This is a genomic window from Mesorhizobium sp. Root157 (assembly GCF_001427385.1).
Classification (GTDB): Bacteria; Pseudomonadota; Alphaproteobacteria; order Rhizobiales; family Rhizobiaceae; genus Mesorhizobium.
In genome coordinates, this window is the sequence record NZ_LMGJ01000012.1 from 291,238 (window position 1) to 304,416 (window position 13,179).

Annotated in this window: 15 protein-coding genes; 8 read left to right on the forward strand and 7 right to left on the reverse strand. The window is 63.4% G+C overall.

Translation table 11 applies throughout. The features are described from left to right. The 5 genes from ASD64_RS09400 to ASD64_RS09420 are packed head-to-tail and all read left to right on the forward strand — an operon-like array spanning nt 1 to nt 5,679. Nucleotides 1–738, forward strand: a complete 738-nt coding sequence (locus ASD64_RS09400; RefSeq protein ID WP_056104109.1) for a CpaD family pilus assembly protein — start codon at nt 1–3, stop codon at nt 736–738. 30 nt (nt 739–768) lie between these two features. Next, complete coding sequence (locus tag ASD64_RS09405) at nt 769–2,049, forward strand: AAA family ATPase (protein ID WP_056104112.1); 1,281 nt, start codon at nt 769–771, stop codon at nt 2,047–2,049. Nucleotides 2,050–2,078: 29 nt separating this feature from the next. After that, complete coding sequence (locus ASD64_RS09410) at nt 2,079–3,563, forward strand: CpaF family protein (RefSeq protein ID WP_056104115.1); 1,485 nt, start codon at nt 2,079–2,081, stop codon at nt 3,561–3,563. Nucleotides 3,564–3,592: 29 nt separating this feature from the next. Beyond that, a complete protein-coding gene (locus ASD64_RS09415; protein WP_056104119.1) occupies nt 3,593–4,606 on the forward strand; it encodes a type II secretion system F family protein in 1,014 nt (337 codons plus the stop codon). 41 nt (nt 4,607–4,647) lie between these two features. Beyond that, on the forward strand, nt 4,648–5,679 hold the full coding sequence (locus ASD64_RS09420; protein ID WP_056104121.1) for a type II secretion system F family protein: 1,032 nt from the start codon (nt 4,648–4,650) through the stop codon (nt 5,677–5,679). A 96-nt stretch (nt 5,680–5,775) separates the two neighbouring features. Here the strand turns inward: ASD64_RS09420 and ASD64_RS09425 are convergent, their stop codons facing one another. Further along, the gene (locus ASD64_RS09425; protein ID WP_056104124.1) at nt 5,776–6,600 is read right to left on the reverse strand and encodes a tetratricopeptide repeat protein; all 825 of its coding nucleotides are present in this window, start codon (nt 6,598–6,600) and stop codon (nt 5,776–5,778) included. A 125-nt stretch (nt 6,601–6,725) separates the two neighbouring features. Between ASD64_RS09425 and ASD64_RS09430 the strand changes: the two genes are divergently transcribed. From ASD64_RS09430 to ASD64_RS09440, 3 genes are all read left to right on the forward strand, one after another. Continuing rightward, nucleotides 6,726–8,090, forward strand: coding sequence for a leucyl aminopeptidase family protein (locus ASD64_RS09430; protein WP_156460089.1), 1,365 nt, complete (start codon nt 6,726–6,728; stop codon nt 8,088–8,090). Between the two features lie 102 nt (nt 8,091–8,192). Next, a complete protein-coding gene (locus tag ASD64_RS09435; protein WP_056104130.1) occupies nt 8,193–8,543 on the forward strand; it encodes a MarR family transcriptional regulator in 351 nt (116 codons plus the stop codon). Nucleotides 8,544–8,554: 11 nt separating this feature from the next. Then, on the forward strand, nt 8,555–9,415 hold the full coding sequence (locus ASD64_RS09440; protein WP_056105001.1) for a C40 family peptidase: 861 nt from the start codon (nt 8,555–8,557) through the stop codon (nt 9,413–9,415). Between the two features lie 9 nt (nt 9,416–9,424). On the opposite strand, the gene moaB is transcribed toward ASD64_RS09440, so the two are convergent. From moaB to ASD64_RS09470, 6 genes are all read right to left on the reverse strand, one after another. Then, nucleotides 9,425–9,973 (reverse strand): molybdenum cofactor biosynthesis protein B, encoded by a 549-nt coding sequence (moaB, locus tag ASD64_RS09445; protein WP_056104133.1) that lies wholly within the window; start codon nt 9,971–9,973, stop codon nt 9,425–9,427. Further along, on the reverse strand, nt 9,960–10,916 hold the full coding sequence (locus tag ASD64_RS09450) for a 4-(cytidine 5'-diphospho)-2-C-methyl-D-erythritol kinase (RefSeq protein ID WP_244480748.1): 957 nt from the start codon (nt 10,914–10,916) through the stop codon (nt 9,960–9,962). The genes moaB and ASD64_RS09450 overlap by 14 nt, the downstream gene beginning before the upstream one ends. A gap of 2 nt (nt 10,917–10,918) precedes the next feature. Next, nucleotides 10,919–11,104, reverse strand: a complete 186-nt coding sequence (locus ASD64_RS09455) for a hypothetical protein (protein ID WP_056104136.1) — start codon at nt 11,102–11,104, stop codon at nt 10,919–10,921. 83 nt (nt 11,105–11,187) lie between these two features. Beyond that, nucleotides 11,188–12,045, reverse strand: coding sequence for a S49 family peptidase (locus tag ASD64_RS09460; protein WP_056105005.1), 858 nt, complete (start codon nt 12,043–12,045; stop codon nt 11,188–11,190). Nucleotides 12,046–12,114: 69 nt separating this feature from the next. After that, on the reverse strand, nt 12,115–12,909 hold the full coding sequence (locus ASD64_RS09465) for a tRNA1(Val) (adenine(37)-N6)-methyltransferase (protein WP_056104139.1): 795 nt from the start codon (nt 12,907–12,909) through the stop codon (nt 12,115–12,117). Further along, nucleotides 12,906–13,130 carry a DUF2007 domain-containing protein gene (locus ASD64_RS09470; protein ID WP_056104141.1) on the reverse strand — a complete coding sequence of 75 codons (225 nt, stop codon included), beginning with the start codon at nt 13,128–13,130 and terminating at the stop codon, nt 12,906–12,908. The genes ASD64_RS09465 and ASD64_RS09470 overlap by 4 nt, the downstream gene beginning before the upstream one ends. Nucleotides 13,131–13,179: the final 49 nt, after the last annotated feature.

Consider the following 13,179-nt stretch of genomic DNA (forward strand, 5'->3'; position numbering starts at 1 on the left):
ATGTCCGAGGCAGCATTCGACACAAGGACCGCCGCTGTGGCGAGCCGGTCCACCCCTTTGCGCAGGTTCAAGCCGGCGCTGCCGGTCCTGGCCGTGGCGATCGCAGTCCTGCTGGCAGGCTGCGCCAACCGTGACAGTGTCGTCGTCGGCTCCATCCCCGACGACTACCGGACCAACCATCCGATCATGATCTCGGAGAAGGACCAGAAGCTGGATCTCCCGGTCGCGGCTTCCGCCAAGGGCATGACCCAGACGCAACGCCAGGCGCTGCTCGGCTTCTTCGATGCCTACGACACAGGCGCGGCACCCGTTCTGACCATCGCCGTGCCGTCCGGCTCGGCCAACGAGCTTGCCGCCAGGGCGGCGGCGCGCGACTTCGCTCGGCTGGCAGGTGCAAGCGGCATCCGTTCGAACCGCATTGCCATGGCAAGCTATCAGGCTTCGGGGGCCGAGGTCGCGGCCCCTGTCAGGCTGATCTACACCTCGATCCGAGCCCACACCGACAAATGCGGACGCTGGCCGGACGACCTTCTGGAGACGACCGAGAACAAGCACTACGCCAATTTCGGCTGCTCTTACCAAAACAACCTTGCTGCCCAGATTGCCAATCCGACCGATCTGCTCGGACCGCGCAAGCGCACGACGATCGATGCGGAAAACCGCAGCGAAGTGATCGACATCTACCGCAGGCGCGGCATCTCGGACGAGTTCCTCGGCAATTCGGAAGTCAATTACTAGGCGGCGCGAAGTCAAGGAAAGAGCACGACCATGAGCAATCTGGCCTATGAGCCCACAGACGATGCCGGCGAACTCGCGCAGCGCGAAATCTCGGCCCTGCAGGCGCTGCGTCCGATACCGCGCATCTCCATCCAGGCGTTCTGCGACACCGATGGCGTTGCCAACCCGATCGAGCGCGCCGCCGAAGATCGCCGCATGGCCAAGGCGCACGTCAAGGTCCACATGGGCGGCATCGCCACGGCCATCGAATTCTACCAGTCGGCGCCGACGCCCAACCTGATCATGCTGGAATCGCGCAGCGAACCGAAACAGCTGCTTGAACAGCTCGCACAGTTGTCGGAGCATTGCGATCCGACCACGAAGGTCGTCGTCATCGGCCACTATAACGATGTCGGCCTTTATCGCGAACTGATCCGCAACGGCATTTCGGAGTACGTCATCGCGCCCGTGTCGATGGCCGACATCGTCAGTGTCGTCTCCACGATCTTCGTCGACCCGGACGCCGAGCCGATCGGCCGCTCGATCGCCTTCGTCGGCGCCAAGGGCGGCGTGGGATCTTCCACCCTTGCCCACAACGTCGCCTGGGCGATGTCCACTCTGTTCAAGTCCGAGGTGGTGGTCGCCGATCTCGATCTTGCCTTCGGCACGGCCAACATCAACTTCGACCAGGATCCCGCCCAGGGAATCGCCGAAGCGGTATTCTCACCGGAGCGGATCGACGAGGTCTATCTGGACCGCCTGCTAGCGCAGTGCGCCGAACATCTGTCGCTTTTGGCCGCGCCCTCGACGCTGGAACGCGTCTACGATTTCGATGCCGACGCATTTTCGCAGATCATCGATACGGCGCAGCGCACCGCGCCTGTCCTCATACTCGACGTTCCGCACATCTGGAGCGGCTGGAGCAAGACCACGCTCATGAAGGCAGACGAGGTCGTCATCACGGCGACGCCGGAACTGGCCAATCTGCGCAATACCAAGAACCTCATGGACATGCTGAAGCGGCTGCGTCCCAACGATCCGCCGCCGAAGCTGGTCCTCAATCAGGCCGGCGTGCCGAAACGGCCAGAAATCACGGCCCAGGATTTCGCCGAGCCGCTGGGCATCACCCCGATGGCGATCATTCCCTTCGAGCCGCAGTTGTTCGGCAATGCCTCCAACAACGGCCGCATGCTGGGCGAGATGGACACCAAGAGCCCGATTGTCGCCACGGTCAACGAAATCGCCCATGTGCTGACGGGGCGCAGCGAGATCAAGGTCAAGAAGAAGGCCGGCCTGGGCAACTTTCTGGGCAAGTTGAAGCGCGGCAAATGACAGCCGCTGGGCGGGACGGGTAGTCGATCATGTTTGGTAGAAGAGGCAATGACGATGTCGGCAGGCCTGCTGGTGCACGGCCGGCTCCGGCATCCTCGCAGCAAAAGACGGTTGACGCGGCGCTCGTACTCTCCGCCAAGCCGGCTGAGCCGAGCGCGCCGGTAACGCCGCGGCGTGCCGTCGAGGCGCCGCCGCTCGCATCGGAGCCCCGGCAGGTCCAGCGTGAGCGCAACGAAAACTACTACGACACGAAGAGCCAGGTCTTTGCCGCGCTCATCGACACGATCGACCTGTCGCAACTCGCCAAGCTCGATCCCGAAAGCGCGCGCGAAGAAATTCGCGACATCGTCAACGACATCATCGCGATCAAGAATTTTGCGATGTCGATCGCCGAGCAGGAAGAACTGCTCGAAGACATCTGCAACGACGTGCTGGGCTATGGTCCGCTGGAGCCGTTGCTGGCCCGCGACGACATCGCCGATATCATGGTCAACGGCTCCCGGAACGTCTACATCGAAGTCAACGGCAAGGTGGAGCAGACCAGCATCCGCTTTCGCGACAACCAGCAGCTTCTCAATATCTGCCAGCGCATCGTCAGCCAGGTTGGACGCCGCGTCGATGAATCCTCGCCGATCTGCGATGCACGCCTTCCCGACGGCTCGCGCGTCAACGTCATCGCCCCGCCATTGGCCATCGACGGCACAGCGCTCACCATCCGCAAATTCAAGAAGGACAAGCTGACGCTCGACCAGTTGGTCAAGTTCGGAGCCATCTCGCCCCAGGGCGCGGAGGTTTTGAAGATCATCGGCCGCGTGCGCTGCAATGTCGTCATCTCGGGCGGTACCGGCTCCGGCAAGACGACGTTGCTCAATTGCCTGACCAACTATGTCGACCGCGACGAGCGCGTCATTACCTGCGAGGATTCGGCCGAACTGCAATTGCAGCAGCCGCATGTCGTACGCCTTGAAACGCGTCCCCCCAATCTCGAGGGCGAGGGCGAGGTGACGATGCGCGATCTGGTCAAGAACTGCCTGCGCATGCGGCCCGAACGCATCATCGTCGGCGAAGTGCGCGGACCGGAAGTGTTCGATCTCTTGCAAGCGATGAACACCGGCCATGACGGCTCGATGGGAACGATCCACTCCAACAGCCCGCGCGAGTGCCTGAACCGCATGGAATCGATGATCGCCATGGGCGGCTTTTCGCTGCCGCAGAAAACGGTGCGCGAGATCCTTGTCGGTTCCATCGACGTGATCGTCCAGGCCGCCCGTCTGCGCGACGGTTCGCGCCGCATCACTCATATCACCGAGGTGATCGGCCTCGAAGGCGACGTTATCATCACCCAGGACCTGGTCGTCTATAACATCAAGGGTGAAGACGCGAGCGGAAGGCTGATCGGCGAGCATGTATCGACCGGCATCGGCAGGCCTCATTTCTGGGATCGCGCCCGCTATTACGGCGAGGAGCAGCGTCTCGCCAACGCACTTGAGGCGATGGAGAAGCGCGCTGACTGAGCGATCGCGATTCGTGGGGTCCTGCATTCATGTTCGGAATTGACAGCACCGTATTGGCTTTCGTCTTGCTTGCCGGCTTGAGCGCCGGTGCGATCGCATATGCGTTCCTGTTCAGCAGGATCAGCGATGAGAAGAACGTCGGCAAGCGCCTGCAGTCGATCAAGGCGGCGGAGTCCGACCGCGCTGTCGTGAAGGCTTCACGCGACCGTGTCGCCGAGGCTGCAAGGCGGCGCAAGTCGGTGCAGGATTCGTTGAAGGAACTGGACGAGAAACAGAAGGACCGGGACGTCAATGTCCGCAAGCCTCCGCTCAAGATCCAGATCCGTCAAGCCGGGATGCATGTGACCATCGAGCGCTTCTACCTTTATTCGGTGGTGTGCGGGGTTGTGATGACCCTGGTGGCCTTTGTGGCGGGATTGCCGCTGATCGTCCTGCCGGGCGTGCTTGTCGTCGGCGCCCTTGGCCTGCCGCGCTGGTTCGTGTCGCTGCGCCGTGCCCGCCGCGTCAAGGCCTTCCTCAAGGAGTTTCCGAACGCGCTGGACGTCATCGTGCGCGCCGTGAAGTCGGGACTGCCGCTGAACGACGGTATCCGCCTGATTGCCAATGAATCGCCGGAGCCGGTCAAGACCGAGTTCCGCCGCATCGTCGACGCCCAGCAGATGGGCCTGTCGATCCCCGAGGCGACGTTGCGCATGCCTGAAACGATGCCGTGCACGGAAGCAAGTTTCTTCGGCATCGTCATCCAGATCCAGGCGCAGGCCGGCGGCAACCTGTCGGAAGCGCTGGGCAATCTTTCACGCGTGCTTCGTGACCGGAAGAAGATGAAGGCCAAGGTTCAGGCGCTGTCGATGGAAGCGAAGGCCTCGGCCGCCATCATCGGTGCGCTGCCCTTCATCGTCGGGCTTCTCGTTTATCTGAGCAGTCCCACCTACATCATGCCGCTGTTCACCACCAGCGTTGGCCATCTGATCCTCGGCGTATCGGCCTTCTGGATGTCGATCGGCATTTTCGTGATGCGCAAGATGATGAATTTCGATGTCTAGAGCCTTGATACTGGCCGAAGTCAATTGATGAGCAGGCAACCATGACCGAGCAAGTCGTCAAGACCCTTACCGACCCGGCCTTCCTGATCGCGATGCTTGTCGGGATCGCCGTCTTTGCGACCGTCTTCACCGTGCTTCCAGCCTTCGGCGGCAATCAACTCAAGTCGCGCATGAAGTCGGTTGCGCTCGAGCGCGACGAATTGCGCGCCAAGCAGCGTGCATGGCTGGCGGCCAACGCCGACCGGCGTGGCAAGGGCGGCTTGCGCGAAGAGCAGTCCGTCGGCATGCGCAGCATCGTCGAAAAACTGGACCTGAGGCGCTTGCTGGCCGACGAAGGGACTATGCGCCAGCTCAGGGTGGCTGGTTTTCGTGGCCAGAACCCGCTGACCAGATTCTTGTTCTTCCGGCTCGTCCTGCCTTTCGTCGGTCTGGCTCTGGCCGTGCTGATCGTGTTTGGCCTCGGTTACCTGGCCGACAAGCCGATGATGGTCAAAGTCCTGGTGTGCGTGGTCGCCGCCTATGCGGGCTTTTACGCTCCGATTCTCTACGTCTCCAATCGCGCCAGCAAACGCAGGCAGTCGATCCAGATGGCTTGGCCGGACGCGCTCGACCTGATGCTCATTTGCGTCGAATCCGGCATGTCCGTGGAGGCTGCCATGCGCAAGGTCGCCGAGGAGATCGGCGCGCAGTCGGTCGAGCTTGCCGAGGAATTCGTATTGACCAATGCGGAACTCTCCTTCCTGCAGGAGCGGCGCCAGGCATATGAGAATCTCGCAACGCGCACCGGCCTTGAATCGGTCAGGTCAGTGGCACAGGCGCTCGTCCAGGCCGAGCGCTACGGCACGCCGGTTGCCCATGCCCTGCGCGTGCTGGCCAGCGAGAGCCGCGATATGCGGCTGAACGAGGCTGAGAAGAAAGCTGCGGCGCTTCCCCCCAAGCTCACGGTGCCGATGATCCTGTTCTTCCTGCCGGTGCTGTTTGCCATCATCCTTGGCCCGGCCGGCATCCAGATCAGCCAGCGCGGCATTTTCGGCGACAAGGCGAACAACTCCTCGGACATCAACACGCAATAGCGCGCGCAGAAGCAGACAAGAAAAAGCCTTACCGGCGGAAAGTCCGGTAAGGCTTTTTAATGTTTGAAGCTGCTGCGGGGCTGCCGCCACGGATTGTCAGTTTGTGGCAGGCTTGGCCTTGTCCTGCGCCTTCAACTGGTTCCAGGCGTTCTGCTGCGACAGCATGGAACGCAGATAGGTGACGTTGGCCTGAGCCTGCTGCGGCGAGAGTTCCTGCGAGGCAATCTGCTCGGCCTCGTCGAAGCGGCCCTGCAATCCGACCACCAACGCCAGGTTCTGGCGCACGCGGCTGTCGGAATTCGGCTGCTGGGTTGCCGAACGCAGATAGGTTTCCGCCGTCCTGAGGTCGCCGCTCAGCACATAGGACATGCCGAGATTGGACAGGATCGACGGTTCGTTCGGCTTCAGGTCGAGCGCCTTGCGGTAGGTCTGGCGGGCTTCATCCTTCTGCCCGATCTGGTCGAGAATAGCGCCTTCAGCCGACATCAGCCGCCAGTCGGGATATTCCGGTGTCTGCGCCCGGCGCACCGCATCCAGCGCCGGTTCAAGCTGGCCGCTAGCGGCGAGCGCCTTGCCGTAGGCGGCAAGGACATCCCGGTCTTTCGGATAGGCGATGGCCAATTTGCGCATGACCGCAAGCGACTGGTCGGCATTGCCGTCCATCTGCAAGACGGTCGCGAACTTGATTGCTGTGGATTTGTCGCTCGGATTGGCCGCGTAGGACTTTCCAAGCAGGGCCGACGCGTTGCTCAATTCGTCCGTCGACATGGCCTCGATCGGCTTGCCGCTGGATCGGGCAATCGAACCCGTGGTCATCTTGCTGGTCGATGCGCACCCGGCAGCGCCGGCCATCAGCGCGATTGCAAATGTCGTCGCAAGCAAGCGGCTGGATGTCACGGTGTGGGTGCGCGTGCGCGGCATCGGAGCTAGACCTTCCGTTCGTGGCTGCGGCAATCGAATGGCCGACTTCCCTAGTCGAGAAATATTCTGTTAACCCTAATGGTTGGTTAACAAGGCCGACTCGCGCTCGGGTCAAAGGGGGAGAAATGGCTGTCGAGCTGGCGCCAAACAAATTTGCCAAGGCTTTGCCGGTTCATCTGGTGGCCAGGGATGGTCTGGAGACGGCGGGGCTTTCGCTCTCGACTGTCGTGTGGGCCAAGGCCAACGGATTTTCAGGCGAGGCGGGCAGGGTGCTCGTGCTGCCGGGAGAGGGCGGCGGCGTGGGTGGCGCGCTGTTCGGCATCGGCAAAGGCGAAGGCGCCCTGGCGGTGGGGGCATTGGCGAAAATGTTGCCGGACGGCGACTGGCAATTCGCCACGGCGCCCGCCAATGCGGATCTTGCCGCGCTGGCCGTCGTGCTGGGTGGCTACGCCTTTACGCGCTATGGCAAGAAACCCGGCCGGGCCTTGCGCTTTGGGCTGCCGGCAGGCGCGGATGCGGCCCGTATCCGCCGCATCGCCGATGGCGTTTTCCTGGCGCGCGATCTCGTCAATACGCCGACTAACGACATGGGCCCCGATGCGCTGGAGAAGGCCGTGCGGGATCTGGGGGCGGCGCATGACGCGGACGTCAAGGTAACGGCTGGCGAATATCTGCTGCGCAAGAATTTTCCGATGATCCATGCGGTCGGCCGGGCGTCTTCGCAGGCGCCGCGTCTGATCGACCTGCGCTGGGGGCCGAAATCCGCACCCAAGGTGACACTGGTCGGCAAGGGCGTCTGCTTCGACACCGGCGGCCTCGATATCAAGCCTGCCGCCGGCATGCTTTTGATGAAGAAGGATATGGGCGGCGGGGCCAATGTGCTGGGGCTGGCCTCGATGATCATGGCGGCCCGCCTCAAGGTTCGGCTGCGGGTGCTGATCCCGGCGGTGGAAAACGCCATCTCCGCCAACGCCTTTCGCCCCGGCGACGTTCTGACCAGCCGCAAGGGCATCACCGTCGAGATCGGCAATACGGATGCCGAAGGACGGCTGGTTCTTGCCGATGCATTGGCGCTGGCCGATGAGGACGAACCGCAGATGCTGGTCGACATGGCGACGCTGACGGGGGCTGCGCGGGTGGCGCTCGGCCCCGACCTGCCGCCGTTCTACACCGACGACGAGAAACTTGCGGCAGAGCTTGCGGCGGCGTCCGTGGCGGTGGAGGACCCGTTGTGGCGCATGCCGTTGTGGCGGCCCTATGAGCCCAAGCTTGCTTCCAAGATCGCCGACATGAACAACGTCACCACCGACGGGTTTGCCGGCTCGATCACTGCAGCACTGTTTCTCAAGCGCTTTGTCGAAAAGACGCCCGCATGGGTGCACTTCGACATCTTCGCCTGGAATCCGGTCGACCGTCCGCACGGCCCTGCCGGCGGCGAGGCCCAAGGCATACGGGCGCTGGAGCAGGTGATAGTCAACCGCTTCGGATAGATTCAGATGAAGGCGGCCTGCGAAAGGCGGCTCGCCCGACCTGAATTTGATCTCAAGCGGGAATGAAACGGAACCGAAACAATTTGCCGCGATAATGGGCGCATGGCGATTTCCATGCGTCCGATCCAGGCATTGCGGCTGTGGCAGCAGGTGGCGCTGCACGCGGTGCAGGGCGACGCGCACGATCTCACCATGCGCCAGATGGCGATCCTGTTCACAATCTATCTGGACGCGCCGCCGCATACGGTGCGCGGGCTGGCCGCCAAGCTCAACGTCACCAAGCCGGTGATCACCCGCGCTCTGGATACGATGGGTGCGATGAAGCTGGTGTCGCGCCATCGCGACGAGCGCGACAAGCGCAACGTCCTGATCCGCCGCACGGTGGAAGGTGCGCTCTATGTAGAGCGCTTCGGCGATGATATCATCGCCAAGGCTCTCGACCTCCCATTGTGAAAGCACCAGCCTTGACCGTTCGCGATACCCGCCTTCATGCCTTTCGCCCCGACCTGGCCGACGCCCGCCTGCAAGGCGAAGTCGTTGCCGAGCGCTTCGTCGCCGGCACGCCTGCACGCCTCGCGGTGCCTGTCGCCGATGTGCTGAAGACGCCGGCGGTGGGGGCCGGCATCGATACGCAGTTCCTCTATGGCGACGATGTCCTTGTCTTCGAAGCGGCCGCCGGCTTTGCCTGGGTGCAGGCCGAACGCGACGGCTATGTCGGTTATGTCAGGGAAAGCGATCTTGCTGGACGCGACGGCCAGCCAACGCACATCGTGTCGGTGCCGCGCACCTTTCTTTATCCCGGACCGGACCTGCGTTTTCCAAGGGCCGGGCAATTATCGATGGGCTCGACGGTGACCGTGACTGGTGCAGCCGAAACGCGTGGCACCCAATATGTCGTGCTGGCCAGCGGGCAGGCACTGATCGCCAAGCACTTGATGCCGGTGGTGGACCGCGCCGCCGACTATGTCGCAGTGGCCGAGACGTTTCTGGGTACGCCCTATCTTTGGGGCGGTGCATCCGGCTTCGGCATCGATTGCTCAGGCCTTGTCCAGCTTGCCATGCGCATGACCGGTCGCGACGTGCTGCGCGATTCCGACATGCAGGCGGAGGGGCTTGGCGCGCCGCTCGATCCGGGGGCGGATTTTTCCGGCCTGCGCCGTGGCGACCTGGTGTTTTGGAAAGGCCACGTCGCCATTATGACCGATGCGGAAAATATGATCCACGCCAACGGCCACACCATGCTGGTGTCGCGCGAAGGCTTGCGCGAAGCCATCGACCGCATCGGCTATCTTTATGGTGTGCCGACGGGATTCCGGCGGCCCTGAATTGCCGTGCTATTTGCCGCCGCGGCGCAGATGCTCGTCCAGCCGGGGCATGATTTCCACGAAATTGCAGGGCATGTGCCGATAGTCGAGCTGGGCCTTCAGGATGCTGTCCCAGGCATCCTTGCAGGCGCCCGGCGAGCCGGGCAGCACGAACACGAATGTGGCGTTGACGACGCCGCCGGTGGCGCGTGACTGGATCGTGGATGTGCCGATCTTGTCGAAGGAGATGCGGTGGAAGACTTCGGAGAAGCCATCCATGCGCTTTTCAAAGATGGCTTCGAGCGCTTCCGGTGTGACGTCGCGTCCGGTGAAGCCGGTGCCGCCGGTGGTGATGACGACATCGATGCCGCCGTCCTTCGACCACGCAAGCACCTTGTCGCGGATCTTGTCCTTGTCGTCGGTGACGATGTCGCGCGCCGCCAGCACATGGCCGGCTTCCACGATGCGGTCGGCCAGCGTCTGGCCTGACTTGTCGTCGGCGGGCGTGCGGGAATCCGACACGGTCAGCACCGCGATGCGCACCGGGATAAAGGTACGGACCTCGCTAGGCGTCGCCATCGTCGTTGGCCTCCCATGCCATGCTGCGCGTTGCGGCAACGAACCAGGTCGGGTGCTTGGCCCTGATGGAAACGGCGGCGCGCTTGGCGACGTTGCCGGTTTCGAACAGGCCAAAGCAGGTCGCGCCGGAACCCGACATGCGCGAAAATCCGGAACCGGCCTTGTTCAGCGCGGCCAGCGCTTGACCGATCACCGGCTGGATGCTGCGGGCTGCGGGTTCGAGGTGGTTGTGCGTCGTTTCCAACCAATTCCGAAGCGAATGGAAATCCACTTTCGAAGGAAGCGGCGGCAGGTTTTCGTTGTCGCGCCGTTCAAGTTTTTCGAAGACGTCCGGGGTCGAAACGGCAACGCCCGGATTGACGAGGACCAGCGCCAGGGCCGGAAAATCCGCGACAGGCTCGACGAGGTCGCCGATGCCCTTGGCAAGCAGCGGGCGGGCGGACAGGCACATGGGAACGTCGGCGCCGAGGGAACGGGCGATTTCGGCCAGTTCATGCTCTCCAAGGCCGCAGTTCCACATCTGGTTCAGTGCCTTGAGGACGGCAGCCGCGTCACTCGATCCGCCACCGACGCCTGAGGCGACGGGCAGGTTTTTCTCAAGCCGGATGGAGACGGGTGGGAAGCCAGAGGGGTGTGATGAGGAGCGCAAGCCGTCACCTGATCGGCCAAGGCAGGCCCGCCGCAACGCGTCGCGAGCGCGAATGACGAGGTTGGTGTCATCAGCGGCGAGGTCGCCGCCGAAAGGACCGGTGATCGAAAATTCGTGCGCGGCCGCCGGTTCCAGATGGATACGGTCGCCGAAGCGGGTGAACACCGCCAGGCTTTCGATGTCGTGATAGCCGTCGGAGCGGCGGCCCGTCACATGCAAGGCCAGATTAATCTTGGCCGGCGCCAGCGCGACACTGGCCGCCGACACTGCCGGCACGATCGCAGGCTGGGGCACGCTCAATCCTTCGACAGCCGGTATTCGCCTGTTTCGGGATCCTTGACCAGCGTGCCGGTAGCGCCGTTGGCAGCCTGTTTCTCGGCGCGGCGGATTTTCGCCGTCACGCGCTCGGCCTCCTTGATGAAGGTCCGGTAGCCGACATAGGCGACAAGGCCGACGGCCGTGAAGAAAATGATCTGCGGCATCTCAAAACTCCTCCGGCACAGCGTCGGCACGCGAGGCCGATTGGGTCGGGTAGCTTGTCATCCTAATGGTTTCCCGCGGCTTTTCAAAGACCGAAGCGCGACCACAGCGCGCGTTCTTGTGCCGCATCGATGAGGCCTTCGGCGGCGGACGCGGCAATTTGGGATGCCGAGATTTTCGAGCCGAACGGCGTGAAGCGCGAAAGCAGGCCGCGCTGGGCGCTGATCAGCTTGACCTGGGTCTTGGGTCCGTAGCGCGCCTTCAGCACCGAGCGCATGTCGCCCAGCGCATCGACAAGGCCGAGTTCCAGCCCCTTCTTGCCGGTCCAGAACAGGCCGGTGAACATATCGGGGTCGTCCTTGAGCTTGGCGCCGCGCCGGCTCTTGACCAGATCGATGAAGGTGTCGTGGACTTCGAGTTGCAGCGCCTTCAGCCGCTCGATGTCTTCCTTCTTTTCCGGTTTGAAGGGGTCGAGCACCGATTTGTTGTTGCCGGCGGTGTGGACACGGCGCTCGACGCCGATCTTCTTCATCAGTTCGGGGAAACCGAACGAGGCCGATACGACGCCGATCGAGCCGACGATGGAGGAGGGGTCGGCGATGATCTCGTCGCCGGCAGCCGCGATCATGTAGCCTCCGGAAGCCGCGACGTCCTCGACGAACATCAGCACTTTCTTGTTCTTCTCCACGGCAAGGTCGCGAATGCGCTTGAAGATGAGGCGCGATTGCACCGGCGAGCCGCCCGGCGAGTTGACGGAGAACGCAACTGCCGGCGCGTCGAAGGCGAAGGCCTTCTCGATCAGGCCGGCGCTGGAGGCGAGCGAAAGCGAAGGCCGTAACTGGCCGCCGCCGGCCATGATGGCGCCGTGCAGGCGCACGACCGGAATGGTGACGACGCTCGAACGCCAGGATTTCGGCAGCATGCGGTTGATGAGGCGCTTCAAGGCAGATGTCTCCATGATCGTGCGAGGCATGTAGGCATTCGCACGGGAACGGCAATGCTGCCGCGCCCGTCAATCGCCGAAAAGCGACGCCATACCGTTGTTGATCATGTCGGTATGTTGGGAAAAGCCCTCGCCCGGCATGTCGTGCAGGACAAGGGCGGGGCAGATCGAAAGCTTGCCGCGCGCGCCGCGAGTGCTGCGTACCACGATGCGGATGGCGGCAGCGTCGGCGCGCGGGTGCACGGCCTTCAGTTCGGTGTTGCCGAAGCGGCCGGTCAGCGCGTCGAGGATCGGGCGCAAGGATTCGGGGCGTGCGATGATGGCAATGCCGCCGCGCGGGCGGGTGACGGCGGCGGCACTGCGCACCCAGCGCTCGAACAGGCCGTCTTCCATCACATGCGCTTGCCGTTTGAGGTCATCCGGGGTTGCCCGGTCCCATGCCGCATTGAAGGGCGGGTTCATGACGACGAAGTCGAAGGAATTGTCGGCAAGGCCGGCGGCGTTGCGGGCGGCACCGCTCAGCGTCACATCGGCGCGAAGCACCGAGGCGCGGTGACCGAGATGGGCGTTGGCGGGATGGGCCAGCGTCGCGTCCGCAAACGCAGCCATTTCCGCCGAGCGCTCGACCAGGACGGCGCTGGCGCTGGAGCAGCGTGTAAGTGCGGCAAGGCCGGCAGCACCGGCCCCGGCGCCGAAATCGGCCAACCGGCCGGCGAAATCGGAGGGGACGGCAGCACCCAGCATCATGGCGTCCATGCCGGCGCGATGGCCGCTCCTGGCCGGCTGGACAAGCCAGAAGCGTCCGCGATGGAAGGCATCGACGGTATGGGCCGGCGTCACGTCCAAAGCGGCCTGCGTGCTCATGGTTCGCGGATTTCGTTGGCGATGCCGGCATCAGTAAGGATCTTGCGCGCGGCGTCGGCCTGTTCGGCATCGACGAGGATGCGGCGCGGCAGGATACCGAGCGACCCGTCCAGCACGCTCATGTTCTGATCGGCGACCAGAAAGGCGATGTCGGCATCGCGCATCAGCGACTCCACGAAGGAGATGATGACGGCGTCGTTGGTGCGGACAAGTTCGATCATGATGTGACGTTCGCAGTTTGCCGCGCCGATGTAAACGCAGGCAGGCCGC